We start from the raw sequence: 16,749 nt of genomic DNA, 5'->3' as shown, positions 1-16,749 counted from the left end.
TTTGTATTACAATCTAATATCACAGATATTTTAATAAAATGAGTAAGCTTATGACTGAAGTTTTTAACCCCAAAGCCAATTTAGTTTTTTGCCGTAAATATCAGCAAAATCTGCCTAAAATGCCCGCTCCACCGTTTCCAAATGCCAAAGGTGAAGAGCTTTACAACAGTGTATCTGCCAAAGCGTGGAATGAATGGATTGAACTACAAACCATGTTGATTAATGAAAAACATCTCAGCATGATGGATAAAGATGCCAAAAAATTCATTGCTGAACAACGAGAACTGTTTTTGGATAACGGTGATTATGAACGTCCCGCAGGTTATAAACCTAAAGCAGAAAATTAAAAAATAAAAAGCCAATTTAATATTGGCTTTTTTTGAGCTGTGGATTATTTGTGGGTAAATTTAGGGTCGGCAGCAGCTGTAAACAAAATATCGGTTGATGAGTTTAAAGCAGTTTCAGCAGAATCTTGGATAACACCAATAATAAAGCCTACGGCGACCACTTGCATTGCAACTTCGTTGGGTATATTAAACAAACTGCACGCTAAAGGAATGAGTAAAAGTGACCCACCTGCCACGCCAGAAGCTCCACAAGCACTGATTGAGCCAACTACCGCCAAAAGTAGCGCCGAACCGAAACCAACCTCAATACCTAAGGTGTGAGCTGCTGCCAGTGTCAAGACGTTGATGGTGATGGCAGCCCCTGCCATATTAATAGTTGCCCCTAAAGGAATACTGACTGAATAGGTGTCTTTATTTAGACCTAATTTTTCAGCCAAGTTCATATTGACAGGGATGTTGGCAGCTGATGAACGGGTAAAAAATGCTGTAACGCCAGATTCGCGAAGACATTGCAAAACTAAAGGGTAGGGGTTTTTGCCAATTTTGATAAAAACAATCAAAGGATTGACAACAAAAGCAATAAACAGCATAGAGCCAAGCAATACACCCAAAAGTTTGCCATAACTTAATAATGCATCAAATCCTGTTTCTGCAAATGTGCTAGAAACTAAGCCTAAAATCCCAAAAGGAGCAATTGCAATAATCCATTTAACCACATTGGTGATGGCATGCGATAAATCGCTAACCACCTGTCTTGTGGTCTGTGAAGTATGACGCAGTCCAAAACCAATCAACACTGCCCAAGTCAAAATTCCCATGTAATTGGCGTTTGATAAAGCAGTGATGGGATTGGCAACTAGGTTCATTAGCAGATTAGTTAAAACTTCAGTCAAACTGGCAGGCGGCGCATTAGCAGTTTCAGCAACATTTTGAGCAGTCAAACCAATCAATTCCACAGGAACAACAAAACTGGCAATCACTGCGGTTAAAGCTGCAGCGAATGTGCCTACTAAATACAAAGTTAAAATTGGTCTGATGTATACTTGTTTGCCAATCTCATAACTAGCAATAGCAGACATAACTAAAATAAATACCAAAACAGGTGCAACTGCCTTTAATGCTCCAACAAATAAAGAACCTAAAATACCTAATTTAAGTCCAACACTTGGAATAACTCCACCAATAAAAATGCCCAAAATCAGGGCAATGATGATTAAAGGTACAATGCCTAATTTTAAATATACATTAACGATACTTTTCATAAAAATAAACCCAAAATAATTATTGTAATAAATAATTCAAAAAAAGTAATATAAGCATAACATTATTTTTACAAAATTGTTACTTTTTTAATGTGTTAAACAAGAATTATTATCATATAAAAATACATTTCCATGAAAAAACGACCGTCAATTTAATGCGGTCGTTTTGAATGAGTTGATTAAATTTGAGAAACCAAATAGCTCATCAGCATTGGTACGGGGCGACCCGTTGCGCCTTTGTTCTCACCAGAAAGCCATGCAGTGCCTGCGATATCTAAATGTGCCCATGCTTGGTTTTCTTTAATAAACTGCTGTAAGAAACAAGCTGCCGTTACCGAACCTGCTTCACGACCACCAATGTTTTGTATATCAGCAATACTAGATTTAAGCTGGGCATGATAACTGTCATCTAAAGGCATTTGCCACACCAAATCACCTGATGACTCGCCTGCTTGTTGTAGAGCAAATAATGTATCTTCATCATTGCTGTACAAACCAGAGCGCACGCTACCTAAAGCAATGACACACGCTCCAGTTAATGTGGCAGCATCAATGATGGTTTTAGCGTCATAGTTTTCTTGAACATAACACAATGCATCACAAAGTACCAAGCGACCTTCGGCATCGGTATTTAAAATCTCAACACTCATACCATTCATTGCTTTGACAATGTCTCCTGGGCGGCTAGCATGACCCGATGGCATATTTTCAGCGCACGCCAATACAACTACCATATCCAAAGCAAGTTTGGCTTCACAGACGGCTTTAACCGTACCAAGCATAGCAGCTGCCCCACCCATATCAAATTTCATTTCATCCATGCCAGCAGCGGGCTTTAATGAGATGCCACCAGTATCAAAAGTGATGCCCTTTCCAACCAAAGCAATGGGGTCTTGCAGGCTTGGCTTGGCTCTTTTCCCTTTGGTTTTACCTGATTTGCCAAAGTATTCTAATACAATTAATTGACCTTCATGGTCTGAACCTTGTGATACCGCTAAAAAGCAGCCCATGCCAAGTTTTGCCATGTCTTTTTCGCCAAGCACATTGACCGATAAAACATCAGCATAGTCCTTGCCTAACTGTTTAGCGATTTTGCTTAAATGCAAAGGGTTACAGATATTAGGGGCTTCGTTGGCAACATCACGAGTTAAAGATTGCCCAACAAATGTGGCTTTGGCATGTGCTAATGCCGCTTGGTAATCAGTGTCTTCTTGATTGGCAACAAAACTGATTTGACTGAGTAAATCTTTACTTGTTTTTTGGGATTTGTGAGCATCAAAACGATAACTTGCATTTAAAAGTGCTAATACAAATTGTCCAAAATGTTTTTGACATACCCTTTGACCAAACATAATCACTGCATTTTTACTATTTTTAATGACAGGATAAACGGCTTTGGCAACTTTTTGGATGTTGTTGGGCAATTTTTGATTATCGCCAACACCAACCACACTGATAATAGGTGCATCATTTGCCAGAGCAAAATCGCTAACCACCGCGCTTAATTCACCTTTAAAATGAGCATGTTTAATAAGTTGTTTGGCACGAGACAACTCATTGCTTTCCACGAAATCGCCTAAAATCTCACTATTTTTATCTGCGATAAACACCAAATGGCATTTATTCTTAGATTTTTGTGGGGTGTAATTTTGGACAACAGTCATTGTTGGTATGGGGTGATTTTTATAAGACATACAAGCTCCTATTTTTAAAGACAACTTTTAGACTATAAATTACTTAAGTTTAAAATTCTTTAAACTTAGTGTAGCACATCTGTAATCTTTTCCAAGTAATTTTATAACCAAAAATGCAAAATTTTTACCATTAAATTGTTAAAAACAGCCGTTTGTCTATTTCATAAAAACAACACAAAAAGTCTTGAAAAAACAAAAAATTCTCAAAAAGCGATGATTAATTTTTGCTATAATAAACTTCTTTTTTAAATTTTTTTAATTAAATAGTTATGATTTTACGCCGTTATATGATGGGTCAAGTTGCGATAACAACCCTTTTGGTGTTGGGATTTTTGACTGTCATGTTGCTTGGTGGCCGCCTAATTCGCTACTTTGGTATTGCAGCTGAAGGTGGGCTTGATGTAAGCGTTCTATTTACACTGATTGGTTATAATCTACCTTATTTTTTGGAATTGATTTTGCCATTGTCATTTTTTATTGGATTGATGCTGACGTTTGGGCGTATGTATAGCGACCATGAAATGGCGGTGCTAAACGCCAGTGGTATTAGCCGTGGTAAACTGTCTTGGCTGATTTTACCATTGATTTTAGTGGCGTTTATAGCTGAGATATGGCTGACATTGTTTGGCAAACCATGGGGCGTGGCAAAGGCAACTAATATTTGGCAAGAACAGGCCGTAGTTGAACTATTTGATTTGATTCGCCCAAAACAGTTTATCAGTAGCGGTGATTACCATTTGTATGTTGGTGAAGTTGGCGAAAACAGAGACTATCTAAAAGATGTGATTGTTATTAGTATGAATGGTAAAGGTAGTTTTATCCAAAAACCTGCCAATAAAAACCCTGAAACTGGTGAAGTTTCAGATGCGAAATTAACTCAAATTGACACCAGTAAACTCCCCAAAGACTTAATTAATAGCAAAGACAACATTATTTTTGCCAAATCAGCAACCCAAGTGCCAAGTGATGATGGTACCATTCGTTTAGATTTACATGAAGGCCGTCGTTATGAGGTGGATACCAAAAGTCGTGAATACAGTCAAATAGGCTTTGGACGGTATCGAATTAGTTTGGCGGGTAAAAGTGATAAACAAGCTAAACCAATGAAAATAGAGGGCGTTTCCACATTTGAGCTGATACAAAATATCACCCAAACACCACCAAAGACCCAAGAAGATTTGCATGAGCAAAAGGCAGAACTTGGTTACCGCATCAGCCTTCCGTTTTTGATGATAGTGGCTGTACTGCTAGCAACCCCGCTTTCAGTGGTTCAACCCAGACAGGGCAGATGGTTAAAGTTAATTCCTGCAATTTTTATTTTTGTAGCCAATGTACTGATTTTAATTTCCTTAAAAGAAACCATTACCAAAGGCAAAATTGGTGTATGGATTTATCCTGTAGCGGTGTTTGGCTGTTTTGTGTTTGCTTTTTACCTAAATTATCATGATAAAGTCATGCTTAAAATTCGTTTAAACAAAACTTCAAATAACCAATTACCAAGAACGGGAGTATAAATGAATCAAGCGATTTTGCCCCGTTATGTGATGCGCTCAGCTTTTTTTGCAATGTTATTGTCTGTAATTGGGCTTTGGCTTTTGCAAATGGTTTTTGCATATCTGTCAGAACTTGAAAATTTATCTGACACTTATACATTTATTGATGCGCTTAAATTTATTTTTTACCGCTCCCCTTATTTTTTGGTGCAGTTCATTCCAACAGGTGCTTTGCTTGGTGTGGTGATTGGTCTTGGATTGCTAGCTGGCAATAGCGAGCTTGTGGTCATGCGCGCGGTAGGTGTTAGTAAATATAAAATTATTAGCTGGGCAATGATTCCTGCATTTTTATTTGTGGTGTTATCGCTTGCAGTCAATCAGTTTATTTTACCCATTACCAATCAAAAAGCTCTACAAATTAGAGACCATCATAGTCATGACATCATTTCAATCAAAGGATATTGGTCAGTAAAACAGCAAGACAATGCTACACAAATTACCTATATTGGCTATGCTGATGACAAAGGTCAGTTAGGACAAATTAAGCAGTATCGTTTAGCAGATGCTGAACTTACCCATGCGCTTAGTGCCAATGGCGGTACTTATGATAAGAAAAATCAGGATGATTATATTTGGAAGCTGCTGGATATTAACGAGATAACTATTAATAAAACTGGCGTAACCCAAAGTTATGACAATGCTCAAACGCTGGCGCTGCCTATTTCTCCAACAGATGTACATTTATTAACCAAAGATGCTGACGATTTATCTTTGACGGATTTGTACGCTCACAAACAGTTGATGACTCATCAAAAACTGCGTTCTTTGCGTCACGAATTGAGCTTTTGGCAAAAACTATTTTCACCATTTGCGGTATTATCATTGGTACTAGTGGCGTCATCGTTTGTGTTTGGTTCCTTGCGTTCTCAAGGTTTGGGACTTCGAATTGTAATGGCATTATTGACCGGACTTTTATTTAGTTATTTAACTGACTTATTAGGGTTTGTGGCACTGGCGATAAATGTTTCTCCGTTGGTTATGGCGCTTTTGCCAATTATGATTAGCGCTGGGGTTGGTGCTTGGCTATTAAAACGTCAGCCGTAATCGTAAATAAAACTGGTTTATCTTAAAAGTAATGTTTGTAAACGAATTTAAATAAAAGAGCTGTTAAATGATTTAAACATTTTGCAAAAATCAATAATGGACAATTCTTTGCAAATAAAGCGACGTAAAGGTCTTTGATTTATATCAAGCCTTATGTATTGAAACATTACCGAAAAAGACTGTAAATTACTCCTTTTTTGACGTATAATTGAAAGACTTATTATATACGCAATAAAATGATAGTAAAACTTAAGCAACAATTGGATTTGTTTTTAGTGGATTTGTTGATTTTTTGCGATATATCAAAAAAATCTTGGTAGCCAGCCATCAGGTAGCCACTTTTGCTCTTTTGGGCGATGGTCGTCTGTACTGGCGTATTTTGGTCTTAAATTAAGTATCCGCTTATGATTACCATCAAAAAAGGTCTGGATTTACCCATTTTAGGTAGTCCCAGCAATCAAATTAGCGAACATACGCCCACCCAAGTTGCCATTATCGGTTATGATTATATCGGTATGCGACCCACCATGAATGTCAAGGAAGGCGACGTGGTTACTAAAGGTCAGGTGTTGTTTGTGGATAAAAAACGTACAGGTGTAAAGTACACGGCACCAGTTAGTGGTAAAGTTGTGGCGATTAATCGTGGTGAACGCCGTGTTTTTGAGAGTTTGGTGATAGAAAAAGACACCAAAAACACCAGTGAAATTACCTTTGATGCCTACTCCAGCAGCGAACTTGCCAAATTGTCTAAACAAGTTGTCAAAAAACAACTGGTTGATTCAGGCGAATGGACGGCATTTCGTACCCGACCCTTTAGTCGCACTCCAGAAATTGATAGTACACCATCTGCAATTTTTGTAACCGCAACCGATACCAATCCTTTGGCGGTCAATCCTGATGATGTTTTAAAAACCCAGATAGACGCATTTAACGATGGTTTAGCGGTGTTGTCAGTGCTATCACCAACCACTTATGTGTGTCATGGAGCGACCACGCCTGCTAAAGCCAGCCATGTTACCAATAAAACCATCTATGAAAGTTTTGTTGGCGTACATCCAGCAGGTAATGTGGGTACTCACATTCACTTTTTGCATCCATTAGCGCGCGGCGTAACGGTATGGACAATCGGCTATCAAGATGTGATTGCCATTGGTAAATTATTTACGACAGGTAAAATTTACACCGACCGTATCATTGCTTTAGCAGGACCTGTGGTTAAAAATCCTCGCTATATTCGTACGTCTCGCGGAGCATGTCTTGCTGAACTTACCCAAAACCAGTTAGATGGCACAGACAACCGTATCATTTCAGGGTCAGTATTATCAGGACGTAAAGCGTTTGGTGTGGTTAATTATTTAGGACGTTTTCACAATCAAGTATCTGTAATTCGAGAAGGTCGTGAACGTCCTACCATGCACTTTTTTAGCTTTGGGGCAAACCGCTTCTCAATTTTACCTATCTATATTTCACAGTTTTTTAAGTCCAAAAAATACGCCTTTACAACCAGTACACACGGTTCACCGCGCGCAATGGTGCCCATTGGTACATTTGAAAAGGTAATGCCACAGGATTATTTACCCACTCAGCTTTTACGCGCCTTGATTGTTGGTGATATTATCACGGCAGTGGATTTAGGAGCTTTGGAGCTTGATGAGGAAGATTTGGCGCTGTGTACCTTTGTATCGCCTGGCAAGTATGAATTTGGCGATATTCTGCGTGATAACTTAACCCGTATTGAGCAGGAAGGCTAACCAATGAAATTTATTCACGACATTTTTGACCGTATGCATCCGTCATTTACCAAAGGCGGTAAATACGAAAAATATTATGCCGTTTTTGAGATGTTTGACACTTTTTTCCGTCAGCCATCTGCCCAAACCTACAGTGCTAGCCACGTTCGTGATGGGGTTGATTTAAAACGGATTATGATTACCGTGTGGCTTTGTGCATTTCCTGTAATGTTTTGGGGTATGTATAACGCTGGCTTTCAGGCTCTAACTTATATGCAGCATGCCAAAATCACCCCAGAGGGCTGGCGTACTGTGATTACCAGTTTAGCAGGTTATGACCCAAGCAGCATTTGGGCGTGTTTTGTTTATGGGGCAATGCAGTTTTTACCCATTTATATCGTAACTTTCGTAGTAGGGATTTTTTGGGAAATCGTCTTTGCTGTGGTTAGACGTCATGAAGTTAATGAAGGCTTTTTTGTTACATCAATTTTATTTGCTCTGACCATGCCACCAAATATTCCTTTATGGCAAGTTGCTTTAGGGATTAGTTTTGGGGTGGTCGTTGCCAAAGAATTGTTTGGTGGTACAGGTAAAAACTTCCTAAACCCAGCATTGGCAGGACGTGCGTTTTTATACTTTGCTTATCCTGCATCCATCTCAGGGGCGAGTGTGTGGACAGCCGTCGATGGTTTTAGTGGTGCAACGCCTTTAGGTCAAGCAGCAACAGGCATTACCGCTGATAAGTTTACAGACGTTTATGGTAACGCCATTACTTGGACAGATGCATTTTTAGGTAATATGCAAGGCGCCATTGGTGAAGTATCCGTTTTGGCAATTTTGATTGGCATGATTGGGCTTTTGTGGACAAAAATTGCATCTTGGCGTGTGATTAGTGGCGCTGTTATTGGTTTGGTTGCCACCTCTTTTATTTTTAATTTAATCGGCGGTTCAAATCCGATGATGAGCCTTGCTCCACATTGGCATTTGGTAATTGGTGGCTTTATGTTTGGTGCAGTATTTATGGCAACAGACCCTGTTTCAGCTGCTCACACCAATACAGGTCGCTGGTTTTATGGTTTGCTCATTGGTTTTATGACTGTAGTGGTTCGTGTGGTCAACCCAGCGTTCCCAGAAGGCATTATGCTGGCGATTTTATTTGCCAACCTGTTTGCACCTTTGTTTGATTACTTTGTAGTGCAAGCTAGTATTAAACGTCAAACTGCACGGAGAATGCGTCATGTCCAAACCCAAGAATAGTAATGTCAGCACGCTGGCAACTGCCTTGATTTTGTGCTTAATCTGCTCGGTTTTGGTGTCTGTGGCAGCGGTGAGTTTAAAACCAAAACAGCTATCCAACGTGCAGATTGACCGTAATAAAAATATTTTGATGGCGGCAAACTTATTTGACCCAACCAAAGATGCGGCCAGCGTTGTAGAAGAACGCTTTAAAAATGTGGAAACCAAAATTATCAACACTCAATCAGGCGCTTTTGCTACTGAAGATGAACTGACCAAAGCAGGCATTACCAATATTGATGCGTATGACCCTGCTAAAGCCGCTAAATCTGATGAATTGGGTGTAAAATTAGGTGATGACGACCCTGCGCGTGTTGGCGCTGTACCAAAATACGCTAAAGTTTACCTTCTAAAAGACGAATCAGGTAAAATCAAAAATATCATTTTACCGATTAATGGTTATGGTCTTTGGGGGCAAATTTACGGTTTTATCACCTTGCAAAGCGATATTAACACCATTGAAGGCATTTCATTTTATCAGCATAAAGAAACTCCCGGTCTAGGGGCGCTGATTGAAGAGGCAGATTGGCGCGCTAAATGGAATGGTGCAAAAACGTATAATGATAGTTTTGACAAAGTAACCATTGGTGTGTCAAAGGCAGGCAGTCCACAACCCGGTAAGATTGACGGTATTAGTGGAGCAACCCTAACCAGCGCTGGGGTGAATAATATGGTTCAATTTTGGCTTGGCGAACGTGCCTTTAAACCATTTTTGGATAATCTACGTAATGGCAAGGAAGGTTAATCATGGCAACTGACCTAAAAAAAATCCTAACCACGCCAATTATTGACAACAACCCAGTTGCTGTACAGGTTTTGGGTATTTGTTCTGCATTGGCGGTTACCATTAGCGTCAAAAATGCTCTGGTTATGAGCATTGCTTTGACCTTGGTAACAGCATTTTCAAGTTTCTTTATTTCAGCAATCCGTAACAAAATCCCATCATCCATTCGTATTATTGTACAGATGGTAGTTATTGCTTCTTTGGTGATTGTTGTTGACCAAATTTTAAAAGCGGCTGTTTATGAAGTTAGTAAATCCTTATCGGTATTTATCGGACTAATTATCACCAACTGTATTGTAATGGGGCGCGCTGAAGCCTTTGCGATGAGCAATCCGCCTGTGGCAAGTTTTGTTGATGGTTTGGGTAACGGCTTAGGTTATTCAGTGATGTTGGTTTTGGTGGCAATTATTCGTGAGCTGTTTGGTTCGGGCTCTGTGTTTGGTATTACGATTTTACAAACCATTAAAGATGGTGGCTGGTATGTGCCAAATGGTTTGTTACTGTTACCACCTTCAGCATTTTTTATCATTGCTTTGTTTATTGCACTGCTTCGTATGTGGAAACCACACCACATTGAACCTGCAGAATTTGTGATAAAACCACAATCTAAAGGCATGGAGAAGCACTAATGGAACATTATGTTAGTTTATTTATCACGTCCGTTTTTATTCAAAACATGGCATTGGCTTACTTTTTTGGTATGTGTACCTTTATTGCGGTATCTAAAAAAGTATCTACAGCTTTGGGGCTTGGCATTGCCGTTACGTTTGTGATGGCTTTGACTGTACCTTTAAACAATCTACTTTACCAATATCTCTTAAAAGATGGCGCGTTAGCTTGGGTGGGTTTTCCTGATACCGATTTGAGTTTTTTAGGGTTTTTAAGTTACATTGCTCTAATTGCTGCGGTTGTACAGATTCTTGAGATGTTTTTGGATAAATTTGTTCCAAGTCTGTATAACGCCTTGGGGATTTTCTTACCATTAATTACCGTAAACTGTGCGATTATGGGTGCGGTGTTATTTATGGTAGAACGAGATTACAACTTTGCTGAATCGGCGGTTTATGGTTTTAGTTCAGGACTTGGCTGGGCTTTAGCAATTACTGCAATGGCAGGCATTCGCGAAAAACTTAAATATTCAGACGTGCCAGCCCCCCTTCGTGGAATTGGCATTACCTTTATTACCGCAGGACTGATGGCGTTAGGCTTTATGTCTTTTGGTGGTATGTCACTATAAGGAGACGGTATGGATTTTAATATTGTAATGGGTGGCGTTGCCATGTTTACCGTCATTATTATGGGGCTGGTGGTTGTGATTTTGGCAGCTCGATCCAAATTGGTAAGCACAGGCAAAGTCAATATCAACATTAACGATAACCCTGACAACACCATTTCGGTGGAAGCGGGCGGTAAACTTTTGCAAACTCTTGCTGGTGAAGGCATTTTTTTATCGTCAGCTTGTGGCGGTGGTGGTAGTTGCGGACAATGTCGCTGTAAGGTCATTGATGGTGGTGGTGATATTTTACCTACGGAGGAAGGGCATTTTACTCAAGGTGAAATTCGCGACCATATGCGTTTAGCGTGCCAAGTTGCAGTTAAACAAGATATGAAAATTGAAATTGACCCAGAGTTTTTTGATGTTAAAAAATGGGAATGTACGGTTGTTTCTAATGACAACGTAGCAACTTTTATTAAAGAACTGACGCTAAAAATCCCTGAGGGTGAAGTAGTGCCATTTCGTGCTGGTGGTTATGTGCAGCTTGAAGCGCCACCTCATGAAGTGCATTATAAAGACTTTGATATTGCTCCTGAGTACCACGAAGATTGGGATAAGTTTAATTTATGGCGTTATGTATCCAAAGTGGATGAGCCAGTGATTCGCGCCTATTCGATGGCAAACTATCCTGAAGAAAAAGGCATTATCAAATTTAACATTCGTATTGCCAGCCCGCCGCCGCGCGGTCCCGAGGGCATTCCTCCGGGTAAAATGTCGTCTTATGTGTTTAGTTTAAAACCAGGTGACAAGATTACTGTATCTGGTCCTTATGGTGAATTTTTTGCCAAAGATACTAAAAACGAAATGGTATTTATTGGTGGTGGTGCAGGTATGGCACCAATGCGTTCGCATATTTTTGACCAATTAAAACGTCTAAAATCTGACCGAAAAATCAGCTTTTGGTATGGTGCAAGAAGTAAGCGTGAAATGTTCTATGTTGAGGATTATGACGGACTTGCCAAAGAATTTGATAATTTTGAATGGCATGTTGCACTTTCCGACCCACAACCTGAAGATAACTGGACAGGCTATACAGGATTTATTCATAATGTACTTTATGAAGAGTATCTAAAAGACCATCCAGCCCCTGAAGACTGTGAGTTTTATATGTGTGGGCCACCAGTGATGAATGACGCGGTGATTAAAATGCTAAAATCGCTAGGCGTTGAAGATGAAAATATCATGCTGGATAATTTCGGCGGCTAACAAACAAATAACCTGTCTTTTGGCAGGTTATTTTTTTGTCAATGTACATTATCATAAAAGATGCTACAATAACAATTCTTATAAAAAAAGGAAAAATTATGTCCATGCTTATTATTCCTGCGATTGATTTAAAAGATGGTAAGTGCGTTCGCCTAAAACAAGGACGTATGCAAGACGATACGGTATTTAGTGATGACCCTGTTGCTATGGCAAGTCAATGGGTTGAACAGGGTGCAAAACGCCTTCATTTGGTCGATTTAAATGGAGCATTTGATGGAGTGCCTGTGCACAAAAATATTGTGGAAGCCATTGCTAAAGCTTATCCAAATTTGCCCATTCAGTTAGGCGGTGGGGTGAGAAGTTTACACACCATTGAGCATTATCTTAGTGCTGGGCTAAGTTATATCATTATTGGCACCAAAGCACTAGAAGACCCAAATTTTGTCATAGAAGCGTGTAAAGAATTTGCTGGTGCAATCATGGTGGGCATTGATGCTAAAGATGGCTTTGTAGCAACTCATGGTTGGGCAAATGTAACCGATACCAAAGCCACTGACCTTGCCAAGCGTTTTGCTGATGCTGGTGTAAGCAGTATTGTCTATACAGACATTGCCAAAGATGGCATGATGCAAGGAGTCAATGTTAATCAAACGGTTGAACTTGCTAAAGCCTGTCAGATTCCTGTTATTGCATCAGGTGGTGTTACCAGTATAAAGGATATAGAAGCCCTAAAACCATATGATGATTATTTACTTGGAGCAATCGTTGGGCGAGCAATCTATGAAGGTACCTTAGATTTAGCTCAAGCCCAAGCATTTTTAGATAAAAAATAATCTTTTATTGATTATCAATGATTTTTTGTGGTTTTGCGATTTTTAATCCAAGCTACAACTTTGTCTTTTATGGTATTATTTTTTGAGACCATTGCTATTGACCCCTCAATTTTTTGATTGTCTGCGTTATTTTTGGCAATCTCTGTGCTGTTTTGAGGGAAAGATTGTAATGTGGTATCTGTATCTAACGGCTGTTTATCAGTTGAGAATTGACCACAAAACAGCATTCCCAAAGAAAAACCCAGCTCTTTGGCAGCGATATTTTCTATGACTTCCAAATGCTGATACAGACGAGTTAGCCAAGCATTAGCTGCTGATTCTTCTTGAGTAATTTGATAATAAACATCGTTTTTAATCAATAAATTGGCAGGAAGTCTTTGATAGAATTGCCATAAATTAACTGTGTGCAAATCCGTTTTTAATAAATAACAATCATCTTTGGTGTGAGCAATCAGACCTTCTTTGGTAAGGATACTGATATATTCTTGCCATTTTTGTAGATTATTATGCCCAAGTACCGCGCGCAGTTCGTTTTCATTGGTGGCTTTGCCTGTTTGGTAGTTTTGATGTAATACATAAAGCATCAACAGCAAACTTAGTAACAAAGGGTGGTTTTGGGTGTTTTTATTTTCAAAAATAGTTAAAGTGTAACTAATTTCCACACCCAGCAAAATAACATTCCATGAAAAATAAATCCACAATAAAAACACAGGCAATGCCGCAAATGCGCCATAAATGGCTTCATAACTGGTAAAATTGCTCATGACAGTGCCAAAAACTTGTTTGAGCGTTTCTAATAATACCGCAACCACCACGCCTGCAATGACGGCATTTTTTAAGGGAACTTGAGCTTTAGGAATGAACCAGTACATTCCAACAAATCCTAATGCCATCGCAAAAAAAGTAATGATTTGAGCCCAAATAGACCAATCAATCGCATAACCTGCAACTTGTTGATTTAAAAAACTAAACCCCTTAATGGCTCCTGACGCGCCGAAGGCAAGTCCTAATACAATCGGTGCTAATGTTATCATCATCCAATAACGCACCACACTAGATACGATGCTGCTACGTTCTTTGACACGCCAAATTTTATTGAAAGCTTCTTCTATGGTGAGTAGCGTCATAATTGTGGTAACAAACAAACCAACAATACCAATCAATCCAAGATTGCTTGATTTTTGAGTAAAATTTTCAATGTGTTCACTGATGGTTGCTTTGGACATTGGTAGCAGATTATCATAAATGGCATTTTGCAGAGTCTCACGTACATCCGCCAATGCTGGTACAACCGAAAATACCACGATAATTACTGTTAAGATTGGCACAAGTGATAACAACGTGGTATAAGTTAAACTGGATGCTTTTTGCTGACAATCATCATCTAAAAAATTCCGAAATAATAAACGCAAATATAAAAACCAAGGTTGCCTAGAAAAAGTTAGTTTGTTAAAAAAATTCATTATAAAAACTTTGGATATCTAAAAAATCCTTAGTGTAACAATATTGCTTGGGTTTTTCTATGATTTTGTGTAATTCTTAACAAACGCATTTAGAATAAATTATTTTGAATTTTTTGAGATATAATAGCAATTATTATCATTTGATATCACTCAATATTAACTTGGTATTGTTTTTAAATACGTATATTTTCAAATATCCATTTAACCCAACAAGGCACCTAGTATGACTCAAACCACCAAAATCAAGGCAGCTGATTTGTCAGCAAATAAACCAATCGATTTTATTATCAAGCTGCTTTGGGGGTGTTGGTTTTTTTGGGTGTTGTATCGTATTTTTGGATTTCCTTATCTTGCAAGTCGTGAAGGTCAAGAAATAATCTTTGGAATTTTTTGGCAATTTATCATCACGTTGCCCGCCTTGCTTTTTACTCCCGCTGTCATCAAGGCTAAATCGCCATATGCCTTGATTATCACCCATCTGGTTACGCTATTGTATTTTTCATCAGCGTGTGTGTTTTTTGTGGTGTATTTATATGCGCAAAACAAACTTCTTGGCTGGGCGTCTGGAGTAGAGGCTTTTGTTTTACTTGGGATTAATATTTTATTGTTTATGTTATTAAAGCGCTTACCGCCAATGTACAAAACCGCCTAAAAAGGAAATTTGATGAAAAAACAGATAGTTATAATTTTGATGTCTTTGTTTTGTTGGCAAAGTAGCGGTTTTGCTGACACCATGTATCAAATTGACTCCAAAAAATTACAAGAACAACTAGACCAGCCAAAATCTGCTTTTCCCATCAAAAAATCAATTTACCAAAATCAGTTGCCAAATGTGCATCAAACTTTGCAAGATGCACCAATTAATGCCAGTTTGACGATGGGCGCGCGTTTTAATGATGAATATATCAATCGTAAAATTGCAGAATGGGCACTACGCCAAGTGAATAGCAGCATGCCTTTAGTTACTGACCCTTGGGTGAATCAAGTGGTTTTTAATATGACCGCAAAAATGAATGCAAATGTCCGTAGCCAAGGTTTGCTTGCTGTGCCAATTATTAACGATGTAACCATCAATGCTTTTGCAGTACCAGGCGGATTGATTGGCTTAAATACTGGAACGATTTTATCGGCAAATCAATTGGATGAGGTGGCAAGTGTACTGGCTCACGAAATCGCTCATTTAGCTCAAAGGCATTATGAACATAGTAAAGACAATAAAAAGAAACTCATTGCATTGCAGCTAGGCGGACTGTTAGCAGCAATTGCGGCTAGTAAATCTGCTGGCGGTGATGCAGCACTGGCGGCAATTGCTGGCTCACAAACAGCAAGCGCTGAAGTATCAGCATCACACAGTCGTGAACACGAACGAGAAGCCGACCGTATTGGTATGCAGATTTTAACTCAATCAGGTTATGATGCATCAGCAATGCCTAGATTTTTTGCGCATTTATACAAACAAATGACTTTGTATCAGTCAAAAGATGCGTATATGCCAAGTTTTATGCAATCACACCCTTTTACTGCCGAACGTTTATCAGAAGCCACTTCCCGAGCCAGTCAATACCCCAAGACAAACATGGTAAGCCAAGAGGTACTTGCTAAAGAATTTGATAAATTGGTTTGGCGAATTAAGTATGTAACCAACCAAGTTGGTTTGGGTGATTTAAAAATAGCCGCCAAGAACAGCACAGGAGCAAAACTGGCATTGGCAGCTTCTTTGGCAGATAATGGACAAGTTAAGGAAGCATTTTATTTATTTCGGCAAAATCAACCAATTTTTGATGATAACGACCCTTTAGTGTGCATTACCAAAGCGCATATATTTACAAAAGACAAGCAGTTTGATAAGGCGGTTGAGACTTTGCAGGCGTGTCAAGCCATCTATCCAGAACGGCGAGATTTAGCCTTGCATTTGGCGGATGTCTTGATTGATGCTGGTAAAAATGAACAGGCAATTACCCATGCATTAGCACAGGTAAAAGCCAATCACAGCGATGTTCAGGCTTGGACATTATTGCAAAACGCCTACCAAAACCATGCCAAAACCCTAACAGGTCAAAAAATCAGTGTCGCCACTGCTTACGCTTTACAGGCAAGAAGTCAGATTCAGCTTTGGCAAGGTCAATACACACAAGCACTGCAATCTAATGCCCAGGCAAGTGAACTTGCCAAGCAAGCCCAAGACGTTATTTTGCAAAAAACCTTACAAAAAGATAAAACAGAAATTTTGGATGCTCGCGATTTTAAACCTTAATTATAAT

At 39.1% G+C, this 16,749-nt stretch carries 15 protein-coding genes; 12 read left to right on the top strand and 3 right to left on the bottom strand.

Annotated features, from left to right (window positions below):
• Positions 1-50: 50 nt before the first annotated feature.
• Positions 51-347 carry an oxidative damage protection protein gene (locus ACZBKJ_RS07105; protein ID WP_463200291.1) on the top strand — a complete coding sequence of 99 codons (297 nt, stop codon included), beginning with the start codon at positions 51-53 and terminating at the stop codon, positions 345-347.
• Between the two features lie 44 nt (positions 348-391).
• On the opposite strand, the gene sstT is transcribed toward ACZBKJ_RS07105, so the two are convergent.
• Together sstT and ACZBKJ_RS07095 are read right to left on the bottom strand one after the other, a co-directional pair.
• The gene (sstT, locus tag ACZBKJ_RS07100) at positions 392-1,609 is read right to left on the bottom strand and encodes a serine/threonine transporter SstT (protein WP_463200290.1); all 1,218 of its coding nucleotides are present in this window, start codon (positions 1,607-1,609) and stop codon (positions 392-394) included.
• A 179-nt stretch (positions 1,610-1,788) separates the two neighbouring features.
• Complete coding sequence (locus ACZBKJ_RS07095; RefSeq protein ID WP_463200341.1) at positions 1,789-3,273, bottom strand: leucyl aminopeptidase; 1,485 nt, start codon at positions 3,271-3,273, stop codon at positions 1,789-1,791.
• A 317-nt stretch (positions 3,274-3,590) separates the two neighbouring features.
• On the opposite strand from ACZBKJ_RS07095, the gene ACZBKJ_RS07090 reads away from it, so the two are divergent.
• The 9 genes from ACZBKJ_RS07090 to hisA all read left to right on the top strand — a co-directional run bounded on the left by ACZBKJ_RS07090 (position 3,591) and on the right by hisA (position 13,025).
• A complete protein-coding gene (locus ACZBKJ_RS07090) occupies positions 3,591-4,817 on the top strand; it encodes an LPS export ABC transporter permease LptF (RefSeq protein WP_463200289.1) in 1,227 nt (408 codons plus the stop codon).
• Positions 4,818-5,900 (top strand): LPS export ABC transporter permease LptG, encoded by a 1,083-nt coding sequence (lptG, locus tag ACZBKJ_RS07085; protein WP_463200288.1) that lies wholly within the window; start codon positions 4,818-4,820, stop codon positions 5,898-5,900.
• 404 nt (positions 5,901-6,304) lie between these two features.
• Complete coding sequence (locus ACZBKJ_RS07080) at positions 6,305-7,651, top strand: Na(+)-translocating NADH-quinone reductase subunit A (protein WP_463200286.1); 1,347 nt, start codon at positions 6,305-6,307, stop codon at positions 7,649-7,651.
• A gap of 3 nt (positions 7,652-7,654) precedes the next feature.
• Positions 7,655-8,887 carry an NADH:ubiquinone reductase (Na(+)-transporting) subunit B gene (locus ACZBKJ_RS07075; RefSeq protein WP_463200285.1) on the top strand — a complete coding sequence of 411 codons (1,233 nt, stop codon included), beginning with the start codon at positions 7,655-7,657 and terminating at the stop codon, positions 8,885-8,887.
• Positions 8,868-9,671 carry a Na(+)-translocating NADH-quinone reductase subunit C gene (locus tag ACZBKJ_RS07070; RefSeq protein ID WP_463200284.1) on the top strand — a complete coding sequence of 268 codons (804 nt, stop codon included), beginning with the start codon at positions 8,868-8,870 and terminating at the stop codon, positions 9,669-9,671. The genes ACZBKJ_RS07075 and ACZBKJ_RS07070 overlap by 20 nt, the downstream gene beginning before the upstream one ends.
• Positions 9,672-9,673: 2 nt before the next feature.
• Positions 9,674-10,339 carry an NADH:ubiquinone reductase (Na(+)-transporting) subunit D gene (locus ACZBKJ_RS07065; RefSeq protein ID WP_463200283.1) on the top strand — a complete coding sequence of 222 codons (666 nt, stop codon included), beginning with the start codon at positions 9,674-9,676 and terminating at the stop codon, positions 10,337-10,339.
• The gene (gene nqrE / locus ACZBKJ_RS07060) at positions 10,339-10,947 is read left to right on the top strand and encodes an NADH:ubiquinone reductase (Na(+)-transporting) subunit E (RefSeq protein ID WP_463200282.1); all 609 of its coding nucleotides are present in this window, start codon (positions 10,339-10,341) and stop codon (positions 10,945-10,947) included. The genes ACZBKJ_RS07065 and nqrE overlap by 1 nt, the downstream gene beginning before the upstream one ends.
• Positions 10,948-10,956: 9 nt before the next feature.
• Positions 10,957-12,192, top strand: a complete 1,236-nt coding sequence (nqrF, locus tag ACZBKJ_RS07055) for an NADH:ubiquinone reductase (Na(+)-transporting) subunit F (protein WP_463200281.1) — start codon at positions 10,957-10,959, stop codon at positions 12,190-12,192.
• 104 nt (positions 12,193-12,296) lie between these two features.
• Complete coding sequence (gene hisA / locus ACZBKJ_RS07050; protein ID WP_463200340.1) at positions 12,297-13,025, top strand: 1-(5-phosphoribosyl)-5-[(5-phosphoribosylamino)methylideneamino]imidazole-4-carboxamide isomerase; 729 nt, start codon at positions 12,297-12,299, stop codon at positions 13,023-13,025.
• A gap of 14 nt (positions 13,026-13,039) precedes the next feature.
• On the opposite strand, the gene ACZBKJ_RS07045 is transcribed toward hisA, so the two are convergent.
• The gene (locus ACZBKJ_RS07045) at positions 13,040-14,488 is read right to left on the bottom strand and encodes a YihY family inner membrane protein (protein WP_463200280.1); all 1,449 of its coding nucleotides are present in this window, start codon (positions 14,486-14,488) and stop codon (positions 13,040-13,042) included.
• A gap of 223 nt (positions 14,489-14,711) precedes the next feature.
• Between ACZBKJ_RS07045 and ACZBKJ_RS07040 the strand changes: the two genes are divergently transcribed.
• Positions 14,712-15,140, top strand: coding sequence for a hypothetical protein (locus ACZBKJ_RS07040; protein WP_463200279.1), 429 nt, complete (start codon positions 14,712-14,714; stop codon positions 15,138-15,140).
• 12 nt (positions 15,141-15,152) lie between these two features.
• Positions 15,153-16,742, top strand: coding sequence for a M48 family metalloprotease (locus tag ACZBKJ_RS07035; RefSeq protein WP_463200278.1), 1,590 nt, complete (start codon positions 15,153-15,155; stop codon positions 16,740-16,742).
• The last annotated feature ends 7 nt before the right edge of the window (positions 16,743-16,749 follow it).

This window comes from Moraxella sp. I5G, assembly GCF_055193055.1.
Note: the sequence above shows the minus strand (reverse complement) of the source record. Positions and strands in the feature narration are given on the sequence as shown.

What these genes read in the sequence shown, in the direction of transcription:
- ACZBKJ_RS07105 (WP_463200291.1), top strand. Translation starts at nt 51, where the DNA reads ATGACTGAAGTTTTTAACCCCAAAGCCAATTTAGTTTTTTGCCGTAAA.
- sstT (WP_463200290.1), bottom strand. Translation starts at nt 1,609, where the DNA reads ATGAAAAGTATCGTTAATGTATATTTAAAATTAGGCATTGTACCTTTA.
- ACZBKJ_RS07095 (WP_463200341.1), bottom strand. Translation starts at nt 3,273, where the DNA reads ATGACTGTTGTCCAAAATTACACCCCACAAAAATCTAAGAATAAATGC.
- ACZBKJ_RS07090 (WP_463200289.1), top strand. Translation starts at nt 3,591, where the DNA reads ATGATGGGTCAAGTTGCGATAACAACCCTTTTGGTGTTGGGATTTTTG.
- lptG (WP_463200288.1), top strand. Translation starts at nt 4,818, where the DNA reads ATGAATCAAGCGATTTTGCCCCGTTATGTGATGCGCTCAGCTTTTTTT.
- ACZBKJ_RS07080 (WP_463200286.1), top strand. Translation starts at nt 6,305, where the DNA reads ATGATTACCATCAAAAAAGGTCTGGATTTACCCATTTTAGGTAGTCCC.
- ACZBKJ_RS07075 (WP_463200285.1), top strand. Translation starts at nt 7,655, where the DNA reads ATGAAATTTATTCACGACATTTTTGACCGTATGCATCCGTCATTTACC.
- ACZBKJ_RS07070 (WP_463200284.1), top strand. Translation starts at nt 8,868, where the DNA reads ATGTCCAAACCCAAGAATAGTAATGTCAGCACGCTGGCAACTGCCTTG.
- ACZBKJ_RS07065 (WP_463200283.1), top strand. Translation starts at nt 9,674, where the DNA reads ATGGCAACTGACCTAAAAAAAATCCTAACCACGCCAATTATTGACAAC.
- nqrE (WP_463200282.1), top strand. Translation starts at nt 10,339, where the DNA reads ATGGAACATTATGTTAGTTTATTTATCACGTCCGTTTTTATTCAAAAC.
- nqrF (WP_463200281.1), top strand. Translation starts at nt 10,957, where the DNA reads ATGGATTTTAATATTGTAATGGGTGGCGTTGCCATGTTTACCGTCATT.
- hisA (WP_463200340.1), top strand. Translation starts at nt 12,297, where the DNA reads ATGCTTATTATTCCTGCGATTGATTTAAAAGATGGTAAGTGCGTTCGC.
- ACZBKJ_RS07045 (WP_463200280.1), bottom strand. Translation starts at nt 14,488, where the DNA reads ATGAATTTTTTTAACAAACTAACTTTTTCTAGGCAACCTTGGTTTTTA.
- ACZBKJ_RS07040 (WP_463200279.1), top strand. Translation starts at nt 14,712, where the DNA reads ATGACTCAAACCACCAAAATCAAGGCAGCTGATTTGTCAGCAAATAAA.
- ACZBKJ_RS07035 (WP_463200278.1), top strand. Translation starts at nt 15,153, where the DNA reads ATGAAAAAACAGATAGTTATAATTTTGATGTCTTTGTTTTGTTGGCAA.